General features: G+C 58.2%; 12 protein-coding genes. 4 read left to right on the forward strand and 8 right to left on the reverse strand.

The window, feature by feature from the left end:
• Positions 1–84 precede the first annotated feature (84 nt).
• Complete coding sequence (locus HWX14_RS06975; RefSeq protein ID WP_175882075.1) at positions 85–900, forward strand: sulfotransferase; 816 nt, start codon at positions 85–87, stop codon at positions 898–900.
• Positions 901–994: 94 nt separating this feature from the next.
• On the opposite strand, the gene HWX14_RS06980 is transcribed toward HWX14_RS06975, so the two are convergent.
• From HWX14_RS06980 to HWX14_RS07000, 5 genes are all read right to left on the reverse strand, one after another.
• Positions 995–1972: a glycosyltransferase gene (locus HWX14_RS06980; RefSeq protein WP_175882076.1), complete on the reverse strand. Its 978-nt coding sequence runs from the start codon at positions 1970–1972 to the stop codon at positions 995–997.
• A 48-nt stretch (positions 1973–2020) separates the two neighbouring features.
• Entirely contained in the window at positions 2021–2599 is a 579-nt protein-coding gene (locus HWX14_RS06985) for an acyltransferase (protein ID WP_175882077.1), read from the reverse strand.
• Positions 2600–2613: 14 nt separating this feature from the next.
• Positions 2614–3852, reverse strand: a complete 1239-nt coding sequence (locus HWX14_RS06990; RefSeq protein ID WP_175882078.1) for a glycosyltransferase family 4 protein — start codon at positions 3850–3852, stop codon at positions 2614–2616.
• A 26-nt stretch (positions 3853–3878) separates the two neighbouring features.
• A complete protein-coding gene (locus HWX14_RS06995; protein ID WP_175882079.1) occupies positions 3879–7271 on the reverse strand; it encodes a methyltransferase domain-containing protein in 3393 nt (1130 codons plus the stop codon).
• 116 nt (positions 7272–7387) lie between these two features.
• Positions 7388–8758: an ABC transporter ATP-binding protein gene (locus HWX14_RS07000; RefSeq protein WP_175882080.1), complete on the reverse strand. Its 1371-nt coding sequence runs from the start codon at positions 8756–8758 to the stop codon at positions 7388–7390.
• A 497-nt stretch (positions 8759–9255) separates the two neighbouring features.
• On the opposite strand from HWX14_RS07000, the gene HWX14_RS07005 reads away from it, so the two are divergent.
• The 3 genes from HWX14_RS07005 to HWX14_RS07015 all read left to right on the forward strand — a co-directional run bounded on the left by HWX14_RS07005 (position 9256) and on the right by HWX14_RS07015 (position 13689).
• Positions 9256–10080 carry an ABC transporter permease gene (locus tag HWX14_RS07005; RefSeq protein ID WP_175882358.1) on the forward strand — a complete coding sequence of 275 codons (825 nt, stop codon included), beginning with the start codon at positions 9256–9258 and terminating at the stop codon, positions 10078–10080.
• The gene (locus HWX14_RS07010) at positions 10070–11470 is read left to right on the forward strand and encodes an ABC transporter ATP-binding protein (RefSeq protein WP_175882081.1); all 1401 of its coding nucleotides are present in this window, start codon (positions 10070–10072) and stop codon (positions 11468–11470) included. Before HWX14_RS07005 ends, HWX14_RS07010 begins: the two co-directional genes overlap by 11 nt.
• Before the next feature lie 302 nt (positions 11471–11772).
• Positions 11773–13689 carry a glycosyltransferase family 2 protein gene (locus HWX14_RS07015; protein WP_244130180.1) on the forward strand — a complete coding sequence of 639 codons (1917 nt, stop codon included), beginning with the start codon at positions 11773–11775 and terminating at the stop codon, positions 13687–13689.
• 178 nt (positions 13690–13867) lie between these two features.
• Here HWX14_RS07015 and HWX14_RS07020 read toward each other — a convergent pair whose 3' ends face one another.
• From HWX14_RS07020 to HWX14_RS07030, 3 genes are all read right to left on the reverse strand, one after another.
• Complete coding sequence (locus HWX14_RS07020; protein ID WP_175882083.1) at positions 13868–14683, reverse strand: class I SAM-dependent methyltransferase; 816 nt, start codon at positions 14681–14683, stop codon at positions 13868–13870.
• 175 nt (positions 14684–14858) lie between these two features.
• Positions 14859–15770: a glycosyltransferase family 2 protein gene (locus HWX14_RS07025; protein WP_175882084.1), complete on the reverse strand. Its 912-nt coding sequence runs from the start codon at positions 15768–15770 to the stop codon at positions 14859–14861.
• A 153-nt stretch (positions 15771–15923) separates the two neighbouring features.
• Positions 15924–17342 carry a mannose-1-phosphate guanylyltransferase/mannose-6-phosphate isomerase gene (locus HWX14_RS07030; protein ID WP_175882359.1) on the reverse strand — a complete coding sequence of 473 codons (1419 nt, stop codon included), beginning with the start codon at positions 17340–17342 and terminating at the stop codon, positions 15924–15926.
• Positions 17343–17442 lie beyond the last annotated feature (100 nt).

Consider the following 17442-nt stretch of genomic DNA (forward strand, 5'->3'; position numbering starts at 1 on the left):
TGGCGGTGGATGGATCGCGCAGTCCCGCATCCCCCATTCGGTGATGCAGCCAGGCCGTCGTCCATCACACCTCATTCCCACAGCATGTTCATTCTTTTCGGCTCGCCACGATCGGGAACAACCCTGTTCAAGGAGTCGCTCAATCTGCATAGCGACATCTTCATCCCGAACCAAACCACGCTCATCAGTCCGATCGCTCACGTCATGGGTTGCATCAGCGACTGGTCCGTTGCTCGTCCCCTGATCAGCACAATCGTCAAATCGACGGACGACTTCGCCGAGGTTCTGGAGCCCTATATCTCCGCCGCGGACATCGATGACGCGCTACGTGAAGCCGAACCGACTCTTGCAGGCGTGCTTACAGCGATCTATGGCCGCATCGCGTCCAATGCAGGGAAGCGGATGAGTGGCGACAAAACTCCCGACGATCTCCTTTCGATTCGGAAGCTGGAACAGGTCGGACTCCTGGACTCTGGCATCAGGTTTCTCCATATCGTCCGCGATGTGCGCGGTACGATGCTGTCCCTCAAAAACGTCGCGTGGGCCCCCTCGGGCATCGAGGAATATTTCCCTCGCTTGTGGAATTACACCAATCTCCACTTGCACCACGCCATGCGCGAGCGCGCGAACTACCTGCTCGTGCGCTACGAGGACCTCATCTCGAACCCACGGGTTGTCCTGGCGCGCTCTGCGACATTTCTCGGCCTGCCGTTTGAAGAATCCATGCTGGACAATTCGAAGCGGGCGCCGGTACTGCGTCATGATCCGAGTCACCTCAACTTGTCGCAACCGTTCCTGAACGACCGCGCAACGGCTTGGCAGACGAGCCTGCCACCGGACATCACCGCCCACTGTTGCGCAACCGCGGCTGAAGGGCTGAAAACGTTCGGATACATCTGAGCACGCGGCAGCCCGCGCAGACTCTGCCATGAGAACGGTCGCGCACTCATGCGTGCGCGACGTCGATCGTCCTGCTCTTTGGCGTCGCGGCAGGTCAGCCAGCCACGGCCGCGCGAAATGCATCGGCATTTCGTGCATCGACCGCATATTCATAGAATGCCGCACGAGTCGGAAATGCCGGAAGGACGGTCTGCAGAAAGCACAGCATCTCCGTCATCCCCTTGTTCTGCAGGAAGCGCCTGAATGCTTCAAGATCGCTTCCATCCAATCGCGCGGAAAACATTCTCGGTCCCGACATCGCAAGTGCCTGCGCGATGACGGCCGCGATCTCGACCCGAACCTTGCTCAAGTCTTCCTTGATCGTGTTCCTTTCGTGGACGCGATACACGATATGCTTCACGTCCCGGTCGATATACACGCTGTCGTAGGCGAACGCATACATCAGGAAATCGAGATCGTGGCAGTAGCGAAGCGGCTGGAATCCGCCCGCGGCTTGCCAGAGCGCCCGACTGAAGACCATGTTCGTCGTCGTCGCGACAAAATTCTCATTCAGCAAGGCCAGTTGCGGCAATCCGGTATCGCTTAGAAATCCATATGCACGCGCCAACCAATCGATAGCAACGCCGGCGCGCTGTTCGATACCGTCGTCGTCCATGATGCCGGCACGCCCCGCGATCAATCCCAGGCCGGGACGCTCCTGAATCAGTTCCCGGCAACGCGCAAGCTTCTCCGACGCAAACACGTCATCCGAATTCAGCACCGCGACATAGTCGCCGCGGGCGAGACCAATCGCACGATTGATCGTATTGTGGGCCCCCGCATTCTCCTGTCGATAAGCCCTCGCATACGGAACGTTTGCGAGAAGCCGCGATGCAACGTCAAACCCGTCGTCGGACGAACCGTCATCGATCAATATGATTTCATCGGCAGGAGAAGACTGCGACAACACGCTCTGCAACGTACCTTCGATATACCGTGCATGGTTATACAAAGGGATAACCACAGAAATGGTGACGTTGGCCCGTGCAACGGATGCAGGTGCAGACGGCTTGCGGAATTTAAAGATTGACATATTCAAGACCGGGCAATGATTTCATCCACAAAACACTCAAACACGAATTCACTGGATATCGGTATCAAAGAACGGGAAGTAGCGCGATCGATAGCGCAAATCTCGCGTCCGCTCCTTGATGAATCGTGCCGGGTTTCCGGCGACGATCGTGTACGGTTCGACATCACGTGTCACAACCGATCCCGCTCCCACAACAGCCCCTTCGCCGATACGGACACCGGGACTGATGATTGCGCGAGCACCGATCCAGACGTGATCTTCAATGACAACCGGTTTGCACAAGCATACAAAGTCCGGATTCTGCGGATCGTGTGTCAACGTCTGGATCAACGTATAGTGCGAAATATTGACGTTGTTCCCGATTGTCAACGGAACGCGGCCATCCAGATAGGAATATCGATTTACGACGGTATTATTGCCAATTGAAATGTGATATCCGGTAACAAAACATCCCATTGCGATACTTGAATCACGGCCGATCTTCACCTGACAAAACCTGCCAAGGAACCAATGTCTTATTCGATAAGGCATGTAATTCATGAACAAGTGATTGCCTAGGTAGAAGCAAACGGCGGGCTTGAAGCGCCATCTGAGGAAACGGTAAAACGACTTGAGTGAGCTCACCATATCCGCCCCTTCCGTTATCGGCTGTGCGCCCTGACCACATCTTCGATGATCGATTCGTAGCGCGTCACGATATCGGCAAAGTTGTAGCTCGCATAGATCTTGTCGCGCCCCCGCGCCCCTCTTTCACGCCACTGTGCAGCGTTCGATGCCATCTGGTCCATCGCATCCGCTAGCACGGGCGCAATTTTGTACTCCCTCGGCACGTAGGCAAGCTCGTCGAGCAACTTCGAATTCAGATTCGGCGTATCGCCATATTCGTTCGGGATCAAGATCCCGATATCGTTATCGTCGATGACTTCTGCGGATGCGCCGGTGTCGGTGAGAATCATCGGCTTGCGATAGAACATGGCCTCATTCATCGCAATGCTCCAACCCTCGATGAACGACGGAAGGATGAATGCGTCGGCAATACGATGTACGTCTTCGACATCCGCGAAATAACCCGGCATCAGAATATGCTGCTCGAGGCCATGCTCGACCAGATAGTGGCGAAGCGCATCGACGTGAGGCGGGTAGATCACGTTGCCGACACACAGAATCTTGACGTCGCGCCTGCGCCTCAGCAAATGACGCATCGCATCCGCCATCACGTAGTGCCCCTTGTGCAGATTGTACGAAGCGACATTCGCGAACACGTAGTCGGAATCTAACAGGCCAAGCTGGGTGCGCGTCAGCTTCGGCGGTTGCTTTTCCCTCGCCTCGTGTTCGGACAGGATAAGACCGTTCGGTACCGTCACGACCTTGCTGTCCGACACGCCGAGGTTGGTCACCGCAAAGCGAGTCGCGTTCTTCGAAACCGACACATAGCGATCGACATAACGGTCATTGTCGGCAAACGCTCGAGCCTGTTCGTCCGAAAAGAACGCATAAACGTTGTGGATGAACGTGATGTTCGGAATCCCGAGACGATCGAACAGCGGATAGCCGGTATTCGAGAAGTGAGACATCGAGATATCGACGTTCAACTTGGTCAGCAGCTTCTCGTAGGCAGCGAGCGTGTTCGCTGCGGGCAGTCCGACCACCCGCAGGCCGGCATTGCGTGCGACGGTACCAAGGTGCCCGACCTTGCCGGGCGTAACGATGGTGACGTCGAACCGGGCCCGATCGAACGCGATCGCGGAATCAAGCACGACCTTCTCGAGACCGCCCTTGTCGAACGACGACAATTCGATCAGGACGCCAAGCTTCCCGTCGGTACGGTGACGACGTTGTGGCGGAGCTTTACGAAACAATGAGAACAGGGAACGCAGCATGGCGAGATTCAATATAAGTGGAACAGTCAGCGAATGTCGAACACACCAGGGCGCAGATCGCGCTCGCCATCAACGACGTTGATCGATGCGAGGAGGGTAGACATCCTGGCTGCGACGGTTTCCACGGAGTACTCTGCAACCGCAGCCGCGAACCCAGCATCGGCGACGCGCTGCCATAACTGCCGGTCTTCGAGCAATTTGACGATCGCCGCGGCGATGTCTTCGGCACTGTCACCTTCAAGTACCTGCTCGCCAGCAACGAGGCCCATCCCTTCGCTCGCAATCTTGCTCAGCACGCTGGGTACGCCATGCAACAGACTTGAAACCACCTTGCCCTTGATACCGGCACCGAACCGAAGCGGCGCAACCGACACGCGAGCCACGTCAAGCACGTCGCCCAGATTCTCCACGAATCCGACGACCTTCACACCCGTTGCCGGATTGTCCAGCGAGCGGACGTAGTCGGTCACACTGCTGCCAACGATACGCAACTCCGCGGTGGGCTGGCTTCGCCTGACGATCGGCCAAATCTCCTCGACCAGGAATTGCACTGCGTCGATATTCGGTCGATGCGCGAATCCACCGACAAATACGACGCCGGATCGCTCGTCGAACGTACGCCCCGAACGTGTAGGCATCCGCGGGATCGGAATGCGATGGACGTTCGCTTGCGGCGCCAGTTCTTTCAACACATCGTACTCGAGACGACTCACCACGATGGTCGCATCGGCTTCGCGCACGGTCTGAATTTCAGTGCGACGCAGCATCAGCGCTTCCTCCAGTGCTTCGGGGGAGCGGTCGTGAATCGCCGCGCGCTCTTCACGGAGGTAATGAAGATCCACCGTGCCGAACACCAGCTTCACATGAGGCGCGCCGCGACGAAGCGGTTCGACCAGATGACGCGCGACGATGATGCGTTGCGCAACGACCACGCGTGCATCCGCGACTTCCTCCATGAACAACTGGTTGAGCGACGCGAGATCGCTCGCACACTGAACCCGCACACCCCAACGTCGCAGCGCGTCCATATAGGCGATGGGAGGCGACTGTTCGAATGCCGCAATGAAGCTCACGTCATAGCCAAACTCGCGGAAAATCCGCATGTACCAATAGACGTCGACCGATCCGGAATCCTGATCGGGTTTGGGCACGAATGCGTCGACGATCACGACCTTTGGTCGCTGTGGCGATGCAAGCACGTCGCCAAACGGGCGGTCGACACGGAACAAAGTGTCGTGGCGCTGCCGCAGGAGCCAACGCTGATACGCGTCATCCCAATTGTCGTCGTTCGTCGATCGGCTCGCTTGCGCCGCATTCGACACGACGAAACTGGCGAACGGCTGCAGGTAGGTTTTCTCTCCCCGTGCAAACAGATCGAGCGCCAGCGCAACGAACCCGGTTGTGAGGACCGGCATCTCCTCCGCGAAACGCGAAGCACGTCTCCAGGCATCGTTTCGAACCGCGATGAATCCTGGGCTCGCTGCCTTGATCTCGGTCACATTCTGGATCTTGGCGTCATCGCTATTGACGCCGGCATGCGCGGCAAGGAGATGCGCGCCAGCATCGATGATGCCGCCAGCGGCGTGCACCGTACCGTTTCTTTCCAGGATGACCGCAGAGACTGCAGTCGCATCGGCGAAGCGCTCGAACGCTTCATCGATCGCCGCCAGCCACCCCGGGCGCGCCAGCAACACATCCGACATCAGGACGACGAATTCGCTCCCGGACAAATCACCCACATGCTCGGCCAGCGCGGATATCGACCGGGCTGCGCGGGGATCGTCGATGACACGGACGCCGCTCTCCGCCGCCAACTTCGCATCGATCTCGCCAACCGCGAATATCCGATACGCAACGGAGGTCGTATGGTGGCTCAGTGCCGCGAGACATGCGCGAATCGTCGCTCCGCCTTGAGATTGAAGCACGACGATCGTCGCTCGCGGCGCTGGCGCCTGCTCGAACGGCTGAAGCGTCAACGACGACAATCCATCGACCTCGGCGATCGGCGTGGACTGCCCTGCCGCCGTCCCGGGACGCGAAGCGGGCGCCGTGCCGGCACCCTGGTTTGCGCGGATACGGCGTGCTGCATAGCGAAGCGGCTTCGTCACGCGCCAGGAAGTGGAGTTCGTGATCTGCTTCAACTGCCGCCGAAGGCTCTCGTTCTCCGTCAATAATGCGACCGTCGACGGATCGCTCTCACGCGCGCCATCGCTATCCTGCACTTGCGTGCCGAGCACGCCCTCCGCATGCTTCAATTGGTCGGTCAACTCGTCGACCCGAGCAGCGAGAACCGTCGACGTGTTGTTCTGCACATCGAGAGATTCAAGCACCTTGCGTGAGGTCGTCATCGCTTCGTCGCGACGTTCGGTCGCCTCGGAAAGCGTGGAAACGGCCCGGGTCAACCGATCGACTTCGGCATTCAGGCGGCCGATATCGGCATTGTTCGCAACGATGACGTCGTTCAAGCGCACGGTCTCGACTGTCAATTTGCCGATCTCTTCGTCGCGCCGGAGAACCTCGTCGGTCAGCCGCACGGCCTCGGCCGTCAAACGACCGATTTCGTCGCCGCGTGCCATGGTTTCCGTCGTCAGGCGGACAATTTCCGCCGCCTGCGCGCCGATATGCGCGTTGCGCGCCTGGTCGTAACGCGTAAACGACACACCGCCATCGAGCAGGTTGTCGTCCATTTCCGGTATCGGGCCGTCCGACGCAATCGCAATGAAGTACACGGGATCGAGGACGCCCACCGTCTCGCGATACTCGCCGATCTCGTGTTCGGACCAGCAGTTGATGCGGCGCTCACCGCTGCGCCCTTCCTTCTGGAGCAGCGATCCGGCAAGCGGCTTCTGTTCGTAAAGAACGAAATTCTGAAACCCGCTCTTGAGCCACTGGACGAACTCCTCGCGATCGAGTTCACGTACATGGTATTCGTTGGGAGGGGATCCGGGCGGCGAATAGATCGGACGGTTCGGCGTCGAAATGATCATGATGCCGCCCGGCTTCAGCACCCGACGCGCCTCGCGCATGAACGTCTCATGCTCGCGAAAATGCTCCAGCGTCTCGTAGGAGTTGAGGATGTCGACCGATGCGTCGGCAAGAGGAATCTGCGTGGCGCTACCCCACTCGAACCGGAGGTTCGGTACGTCACCATAGCGGCCCTTCGCATTTTCGACTGCTTGCGGGTCGACATCGACACCGATCACGGAGCGTGCCGCCTGCGCGAGCAAGGCAGAACCATAGCCCTCCCCCGAAGCGATATCGAGCACGTCCTTGCCTGCGCAGATCGCCGTCGAGAAAAGATACCGATGGTAATGCTCGTACTGAATCGGCCCCGCAACGCCCGGAAGATATCGTTCACCCGTAAACGAGTGGTCATCTTCCGACGCCTTGAATCGAAAAATTCGCTCTTGCTTGGTCATTTGAGAATCCTGCTCTGCAAACTTGCAAAAATCTTGTAAGTAATCTCGCCGAACACGTGATGACAACTTCACACCGCGAGATTGTGCTCATGCCTGCGGATCGAATCCGTTCTGCGCTACATTTCTTCGGACAGTGCGGCATGCACCATCGGAACGCCCACGAGCGCGTGACTCACGCGGGATGCGTGCACGCGCAGGGGTAACGCGTCGTGGATCCAGTGATGCTGAACGTGGTCGTATTGCGTACCTTCCGCAATCGCGACGTTGATCGAGAACGCACCTACCGGCAATATCGGCATGACGAAGGTGAACTCCGCGCAAAGCACGTCGCCCGCATCGCACGATACGGGCCGTTCGGCAAAAGTTGCGAACGTGTTGTCCCCCGTCAGTTCCTGGCCTCGTTCGTTCTTGAGATAGAAACCGATGATCGGGGAAACCAGCGGCTCGTCGATTTCAATTGTTACGCGCAACGTAATCGTTTCACCACCGACGATCCATTCGAGCCTGCGCTCCTGATCGTCGAAGAATGCAACGTCGACGATTCGCGCGCCTCCCTCGCCAAAAGCCTGAGACTCGTGATTGAACGCCAGTATCTGGATGTCGTTGCGAAACGAGGACGCGTTGAAGCGTTCGCGTCGGAAATCGACTGCGCTGCCGTGACGCTCCAGCTCCACGGGCGCCGCTGCGACCGATGCGCCGGCCGTGCTATAGCGTGCCTCCAGATAGGCTGCACAGACGTCCGCCGGCTTCCCCTGCGCAACAATCCGCCCGCTGTCGATCCAGATGACGCGTGAGCAAAGCTTTCTGATCGTCGACGTATCGTGACTGACGAACAGGATGGTTCCGTGTTGCTTGAATTCGTGCAGGAAACGAAAGCACTTCTGATTGAAAAATGCGTCGCCCACCGCCAACGCCTCGTCGATCACCAGAATGTCAGCATCGACATGCGCGATGACCGCGAACGCCAGACGAACAAACATGCCGCTCGAGTAGGTCTTGACAGGCTGATCGATAAACTCGCCGATGTCTGCGAAATCGACGATCGACTCGTAGCGATCGTCGATCTGCCGACGCGTTAGCCCGTACAGTTGCGCATTCAGATAGATATTTTCGCGGCCGGTGTACTCGACGTCGAAGCCGGAGCCAAGTTCGAGCAGCGCGGCAACCTTACCACGCACGGCGATATCGCCGTGGGTCGGAGCCAGCGTGCCGCAGACAATCTGGAGCAAGGTGCTCTTGCCCGACCCGTTACGCCCGACGATGCCGACGGTTTCTCCGGCCGCGACGGTGAAACTCACGTCATGAAGGGCCCAAAATACGTTCGATTGCGCTTCAGCTTGCCGCTGGGTCGCCTGTCGCGTCGCCGAGCCTTGCGCAAGTCGCGCAATGGCACCGAGCACTCCTCTCCTCAACCGGTCGCCGGGCCGCTCGTAGGACTCAAAACCCTTGCTGATGCCGTGAGATTCGATCGCGATATTGTCAGACATATGGATTCATTCTTCGCATCCCGTCCGGACACGATGCCAACCTATGGATAGCGATCGCATGGATCGATCCAGTAATGTGCCATCAGTCGCGGATGGTAAACGACGAATGCTACCACGGCGCATCGTTCCATAATGTGGGAAATGGGCATTCACACGAGGCCCAGGTGCTTGCCGGATCGGACGCTCCCTTCGAATTCGGCTCGCCGCCCGGCGATGCCAACAATCGTCACGGATTCGCCGCCTCCCATATGCCTTTTGGATTGCTTGCGACATTTACACTTCGACACACATCACGACTGAAGCGGCGTCGATCCGGCCGTGACCCACTATGCGATAATTCGCATGCACCAGAATGGCCCCAGGCCAAGCAACCCACGGGACCGCAGGCGCAGTGCAGGCCTGACGCCGCCTGCGATCGTCAAATCGCGGCAGCACGGATCCGCTTTCGCGCCGGCTCCACCTGCCGTGCCACATCCGCTGATCTTGTCGTCGAACTTATGCAAAGTTTTAGTCTTTCGCCGCGATCTCTCGCCGCTTCACTGGTGAAAAATCGTCGCCTGATGCTCGATCTCGCGCGCCGCGACGCCGTGGGACGTTACAAGGGGTCCTTTCTAGGCATCTTCTGGTCGCTGCTCACCCCGCTCATGATGCTGAGCGTCTATACCTTCGTCTTCAGCGAAGTGTTCAAGTCACGCTGGAACGACGCCTCGCACGCAGCATCGAAAGGCGAGTTCGCGGTGGTGCTGTTCGCCGGCATGATCGTCTTCAACCTGTTTTCCGAGTGCATAAACAGGGCACCGGGACAAATCCTGTCCCACTCCAATTTCGTCAAGAAGATCGTCTTCCCGCTCGAGATTCTTCCGTGCGTGACGCTGTTGTCGGCGCTGTTTCACCTTAGCGTGAGCGTCTGCATCCTGCTGGTGGCCGAATGGTTTATTGTCGGCAGCGTGCCGTTGACCGCTTTGCTGTTCCCTGTCGTTCTCGCGCCGCTTTGTGTATTCATCATGGGCGTGAGTTGGATACTGTCTGCCACCGGTGTCTATCTGCGCGACATCGGACAAACCGTGGGTATCGTCATCACCGCGATGATGTTCCTCTCACCCGTGTTCTTCCCGGTGTCTTCGCTGCCGGAACAGTTCCGCGGTTTCGTCTATCTGAATCCGATGACCTATCCGATCGAACAGGGTCGAGACGTGCTCATCTGGGGGCATATGATCGACTGGAGCCGGTGGTCCGTCTACTCACTCATGGCCGTCGCCGTCGCGTGGATCGGCTTCGCATGGTTTCAGAAGACGCGCCGGGGTTTCGCCGATGTCATCTGATGTTGTCATCCGCGCCGCGGCGCTCGCCAAAGGATTCGAGTCCTATCGCAAACCGGCCGACCGTCTGAAGCGCAGCGTGTTCAGCTTGCTCAGCGGGCTTGCGCCGGTCCCGATCTTGCGCGAATCGCTGCGTCACCGTGCGCAGGCTTGCGCCCGGATGTTCTGGGCACTCAAAAACGTCGATTTCGAGATTACGCGCGGGGAAACCGTTGGCATCATCGGCCGAAATGGGTCCGGCAAGAGTACATTGCTGCAAATCATTTGCGGCACACTTGCCCCCACGAGCGGCAAGGTGGAAACCCGGGGGCGCATTGCAGCGCTGCTCGAACTGGGTTCCGGGTTCGACGCCGAATACTCCGGCCGCGAAAACATCTACATCAACGGCCAATTGCACGGCTTGACCCGCGAGCAAATCGATTCGCGCGTCGACGAGATCATTGCATTCGCCGATATCGGTCACTTTATCGATCAGCCCGTCAAGACCTATTCGAGCGGCATGTTTGTCCGCCTCGCGTTCGCTGTCATCGCACACGTCGATGCCGACATCCTGGTCATCGACGAGGCGCTGGCTGTGGGTGACGCATTCTTTACACAAAAATGCATGCGCTTCCTGCGTCGCTTTCAACAGACCGGGACGGTTTTGTTCGTCAGCCATGATTCGTCCGCCATCCGCAGCCTGTGCGACCGGGTCATCTGGCTGGATCGAGGTGTAATGCGCGAGTCGGGAAGTGCAAAAACCGTTTGCATGAACTACTTCGAGGCGTTTTATCGGGAACGTGGCGAGGGCAGCGTATCCCGTGTTGAATCCGACACCAGGAAGTTCGACGTGACCGCCATCGGCAACGAGCCACGCGCAGATCAGCGCAGCGAATTCCCGCGCAACACGACCGATACACTGCCGGCGCTGCCGAGCGTCGATTTGGATCCGCACGAACTTCCGGCGCAACGTGAGTCGATGCTGATCGAATCCACGACCCTCACCAACACCAAAGGGGCTCCTGTTACCTGGGTCACGGGTGGCGAACGGGTTTCACTTCGAATTCGCATCCGCCGGACCGAATCCGGCACGCCGCACATTGCATTCTTCGTCAAAGACCGACTCGGGCAGCCGCTGTTTGGTGACGACAGCGTGTTCGCCCGGCAGGAGGCCCGTTCGCCGTCACCGGACGGAAGCCACATCGTTGCAGAATTTCATTTCGACATGCCGATCCTTCCACCCGGCGACTACGCGTTCACCGTGCTCGTCACGGCATCTTCCGACAATCGCATTCGCATACTCGACTGCGTGCACGACGCCATCATCGTAAAGTCGGAGTCCGCCCGTGTCGCGACCGGTCTCGTCGGCGTTCCCATGAATCGCATCGCGCTCTTTGTTCGCGAAACTGCGTAAAACGCATCAGTCCGTTTGAGGACCCGATCAACCCGCACCGACTGGGCCCCTGATTTACCCATATGACTTCCGGCCAACACCGCGCCCCACACGATTCGACAGACCACGACGCTCTTTCCCGTGGCGACGTCGAGGGCAACGCATTGGCGCAGCGCATTGTCGAACTGGAACGTGAACTCACGGGCCTGCGCAAAGAAAATATCCTGCGCGCAAATGCCGAAGCCGATCGAATCCGGCTTGAGGATGAACTGCGAAATATCCACGCGTCGCTATCATGGCGCCTGACTTCGCCCCTGCGACGCATGACCGCTGCCATCCGCATGGCCGGCATCGTCGCGGCAACGATCCGGCGTCAGGCAGTCGTCCGCGGCAACCTGCCGAGCGCGCTCGGGCACTACGCGACCATGCTCAAGCGGGAAGGTCTTCAGGGAATCCTCGCTCGATCCAGGCGCCTGCGTGAGGGCGGAGGATTCGCCGATGCTCCGCCGCCCGACGAGGTCTATCGTGACTGGATCGACAAGTTCGATCGGTTCGGCGACGCGGAACGTGCGACCGCCGAGCGCGCGCTGCAATCGCTCGAACGTCGGCCGCTGATTTCAATCGTCGTCCCGGCGTACAACAGCCATCCGTCGCATCTCGAAGCAATGATCCGCTCCGTGCAGGATCAGGTCTATCCATCCTGGGAGCTCTGTATCGCGGACGATGCATCGCCGGACGAGACTACGCGCGAAATCCTGACGCGCTATCAGGCGCAGGACTCTCGAATCCGGCTGGTGTTTCGTACCGAGAACGGCCATATCTCCGAAGCCAGCAATAGCGCACTTTCGCTGGCAACCGGTGAATTCGTCGCACTGCTGGATCACGACGACATCCTCCCGCCTCACGCACTGTTTGTTGTTGCGCGATACATCAATCGCCACCCTCACGCTCGCATGTTCTACAGCGACGAGGACAAGCTGAACGAGCGCGGGCAGCGGACGGCTCCATACTTCAAATGCGACTGGAATCCCTCGCTGTTCCGTACGCAGAATCTGTTCTCGCACCTTGGCGTCATCGAAACCACGCTGGTGAAGCAAGCGGGCGGCTTTCGGCTCGGGTTCGAAGGAAGCCAGGACTATGATCTCGCGCTTCGCTGCGCCGAGATTGCCGGCGATGACAACATCATTCACATTCCGCATGTGCTCTATCACTGGCGCATCACAGCCAGCAGCACCGCAGGAACGAGTCACGCCAAGCCGTATGCCTCAACGGCGGCGCAGCGCGCCATTGAGAGTCACCTAGCGCGCGCCGGCATCGCCGCAACCGTGGAACAGCCGTTCGGCGAGTTGCCGGTTTTCCGGGTAAGGTATGCGATACCCTCCCCTGCCCCCAAGGTGTCCATCATCATCCCGACGCGAGACGGCGTCGCGTTGCTCCGCCAGTGCGTCGAAAGCATCGTCCGACGCACGGTATACCCGAACTACGAAATCATCGTCGTCGACAACGGCAGTACCGACGAGGCCGCCCTCGCCTATTTCAGCGAGATATCGCTTCGCCCGAACGTCAGAATCATCAGGGACGACTCGCCGTTCAATTTTTCTGCACTGAACAATACCGCCGTCGCCGCAGCGACAGGCAGTTTCGTATGCCTGCTGAATAACGATACCGAGGTCATCTCGCCTGACTGGCTCGACGAAATGGTCGGCATCGCGTCGCAACCGGGCATCGGTGCAGTCGGTGCAGCCCTGTGGTACTCGGACAATTCGCTCCAGCATGGCGGCGTGCTGCTGGGACTGGGCGGTATCGCGGGCCATATGCACCACATGCTCAAGCGAGGGAATTTCGGCTACTTCAACCGCGCGGTATCGGTCCAGGACCTGTCTGCCGTCACGGCTGCCTGCCTGCTTGTCAGCAAGCGGATATATGACGAAGTACGCGGCCTGGACGAATCATTTGCCGTCGCCTTCAATGACGTGGACTTCTGCTTGCGGGTGCGAGACGCAGGTTACCGGAACGTATGGACGCCATTCGCCGAGCTGTATCACTACGAATCGGCAACACGCGGTTCCGACATGGCGGCGGACAAGTACCAGCGCTTCGTGGGTGAGGTGCATCGAATGGAAGAGCGATGGGGTGCCGCACTGAACCGTGACCCGGCATACAACCCGAATCTTTCCCTCGCAGTGGATGTATTGCCGTTCACGCTGGCCAACCCTCCGCGTATCGGAATGCTCGACTAAATCAAAGCCTGCTCGCGTGAAGTACTGGCGACACGACGGAGCAGGCTGCCGGCCCCTGTTCCGCCCGGGGCATCTCCAGCGGATCAAAAACACTATTGCGTGAACGACAATGCCGACGAGTGTCGCCGAATGCTGTCGGCTCAACCGTTTTCAACTTCGCACTCGAGTTTAGCCAACTTCACATCCATCGACTTACGAATCTTGTCCACGCAGATGCCGGCAGGGACGATACTCCTTGCCGCTGCGACAAGAAAACCCAATTGTTATAAATTGCGTATGCACGCTCCATGTCAAGATCGCCATGGGCCGCCAACATCTCCGATTTTCCGATGATGTTGCAGTATCGGTCGATAATATCTTGTCCGTAGTCAGTAAACGCCAATATTCCTTCGACCCTGGTCGGATCGAGATGAAATTCGGGTTCCTGCAAGTGAAGGACTCTCCCGTTCTCGATTATTGCTCGAGGCTGGCTTTTGGCAAGATGCCATTTAACCGGTATCGTCGAAACATGATAACCGCCCGGCTTCAAAATACGTCGAATCTCGGAAAATGCCATTTCAGGGCACGGAACGTGTTCCAGGACGTCTTCAGTGATGACTAGGTCAAATGAACTGTCATCGAACGATGTAGCTTGGATATCCTCGCATAGCACTCCGTTACAACGCTCCCCTGAAGCAGCGCCGTCGATGTATTCACTGGCGACGAGGCGCTCTCCAAGCGGGGCCAGAGATTCAGCAACGGCACCTGCCGTGCTCGCTATATAGACTGTCCCACGGAACTTTCTGGCGAATTTTCGAAGCGATGCACGGGAATCATCACTCAACCATAAATCGAGAATCGCCTTTGCAAGATGCCGATTTCTTGCAGATGATCCACAGTGCTCACAAAGGAAAGAATTGCGTTTGCAGGGAAAATCGACCGGCTCGTATGACTTGAAGATGGCTTGCGATCCGCAGACATGGCAATATCCGCGAGTGATTTGCGTCGGCTCCATACTCATCTCTCAGGTAGATGGTTAGGGTAGGCTTCTGTTGCCATAGCCGTGGCAAATATCGATATGTCGCCGACTGACGGCCAGCACCACGGTCTTACAGTAGATTACATATAATTATGATTTTGAAAGAAAGTGGGGTTAATACCAATCCCGGCCCGTCGCCTAATCCGCTTCGTCAAGCGTTATCGGAATAAGGTCCGAGGCGCCCACGCAAACCGTCTCGGATTCCGCGCCATACCATGGCAAGATGCTCGCCGCGCCGATCCGGGAAAAAACAATAGATCAGGACCCGAAATGGCAACTTGACGAGTTCCGTCGATTTCCATTTCAACGGCATCGATGCACGCCTCATCAGCGCGATTACATTTCGAAACTGATAATAGTGGCGAATCGGCCCATGCATGGGATAGCGACGGCCCAACACCTTAACAGGGTCGCCTCCGAGTTCGTGACTCATCCGCAACCAAGGAATCCCCCAGACCTGATAGCCGCGTTGTTTCGCGCGAATACACCATTCGAGATCGACGAAATCGATGAACAGCGATTCGTCCATTGCGCCGACGTCTTTCCAGCATTCAAGGTTGATGCAGGACCCGGATGAAATGAGGAAATCGACGTTGATGGGTACGTCGCCCACCGGCGGTATCCGCTGAAGCCTGCCCCATCCAAATCGAACAAACGGCGCAACACCACGCAGACGTCGATCCTCATAAGCCGGACCAATTAGCGCGACACGGCTCCCTGACTCCCTGGCCTGGACGATCAGTTTCGGCAGATCCGTCAGCAAGGACTGAGGCGGCTCGCTGTCCTGATCGAACAGCAACGCGACATCGCAACCTGCCTGAATCAGGGCGCCGACACCCTGATTGAACGCCATCGCGATTCCGGCATTCCACCCGTTGGGAATGTATTCGATCGAGTCGGTCAGCCCGAGAGTGCGGCGATCAAGCACTCCCGGCGTGTTGTCGACCACCACGCAATGCATCGACTCGGCCAGCCGATTGGCGCGCGCAATACACGCCGCGTCTGGATGAAAGAAAACGACGACCGCTCCGGTGTTCGGCGATCGATTTTGTGTATTGTTCATAGGATTGCCACGCCTGCGGTACCAGCATCGTGCGAAATGGCCATGTTCGCCATCCTGCGAATTCAATGCGTTTTCACACAACCATCCTGCAATCGGAGATACCGGACCGTTTCGACAACTCGAAAATCCGCCACGTCCCGACCTGCCATCGCGTCATGTTCGCCCGTAGTTGTCTTCGAAGCGGACGATATCGTCTTCACCCAAATACTCACCACTCTGAACCTCGATCATGACCAGATCGACCACCCCGGGGTTCTCCAGCCGGTGCTTGTGGCCCGCAGGAATATAAGTTGACTCGTTGGTCGACACGAAAAACGCGTCATCGCCGTTGACGACCTTGGCCATACCCGACACGACGATCCAGTGCTCGCTGCGATGATGATGCATTTGAAGGCTAAGGCTTGCGCCAGGCTTCACGACAATGCGCTTGATCTTGAATCGAGGCCCCTCTTCAAGCACCGTGTACGTTCCCCAAGGACGATGCACCGTTCGATGTATCTTGTACGCTGCGTGGCCGGTCGCCTTGAGCTCCGCATAAATCTGCTTCACATCCTGCGCGCGACTGCGCGTCGCAATCAGCAGCGCGTCGGGTGTATCGATCACGATCAGGTTCTCGACACCGACCGCGCCAATCAAACGCTCGGAACTCTGCAGATAACTGTTCCTGACATCAACAAGCAAGGCTTCACCTTCTACGCGATTGCCATGCTCATCCGGAGTCGCAAGATCACCCAGCGCCGTCCACGATCCCACGTCGCTCCAGCCGATCGAACACGGTACCACCGACCCCTGCCGGCACTTCTCCATCACCGCATAATCGACGGAAACATCGGGAACCGCACCGAAGCTGTTCGGCTCCAGACGAATCTGCGCCCCACCGCCGGCGCTCGTCGATGACGGTGACGCATCGATACAGGCTTTCACGGCATCGAGGATGTCGGGGCAATGCTCGGCAAGCTCTCGCAACATCGTTCCCGCCGTAAAACAAAACATCCCGGAATTCCACAGAAACCGTCCGGATTCGAGGTACTGCTGCGCATGGGCGAGATCGGGCTTCTCGACGAAACGCACGATGTCGGTTCCATCCGCCTCGATATATCCGTATGCGGTTTCCGGGCTGTCAGGCTGTATGCCGAACGTCACAACCCGCCCGCCCTTGGCCAGCACCGACGCCTTCTCCACCGCGTCGGCGAATGCGGATGTGTCGTTGATCAGGTGATCCGCCGCGAGCACGAGCATCGCGGCCTGTTCGCCCTGCGCCGCGGCGGCATACAAGGTGGCCGCGGCGATCGCGGCAGCGGTGTTTCTGCCAAAAGGTTCGAGAATGAACGAGGTCGCCAATCCGGTCGCATTGACTTCCCGATACTCATCCTCGGTCTTGAAGAAAAGGTCGCGATTGGTGACCGTGAGCACTTCATCCACGCCCGCCAGACCGGCCGCTCGCCGAAAGGCCTTTTGCAACAGGCTTTCGCCGTCGGCAAGCCGAATGAACGGTTTGGGATGCGATTCACGAGACACAGGCCAAAGTCTTGACCCGGCACCACCGCAAAGAATAATCGGCAACAAGCTCACATGTTCCTCGTATTGCATTGACGATCAACGCTCTTCGGTCGACGTACGACACTGCGGATATCAGCCGCATCCGCCCGCTTCGGTGCGAAACGCGCTACAC

The sequence above is a fragment of the Burkholderia sp. BCC0044 genome (assembly GCF_902832955.1).
Lineage (GTDB): Bacteria > Pseudomonadota > Gammaproteobacteria > Burkholderiales > Burkholderiaceae > Burkholderia.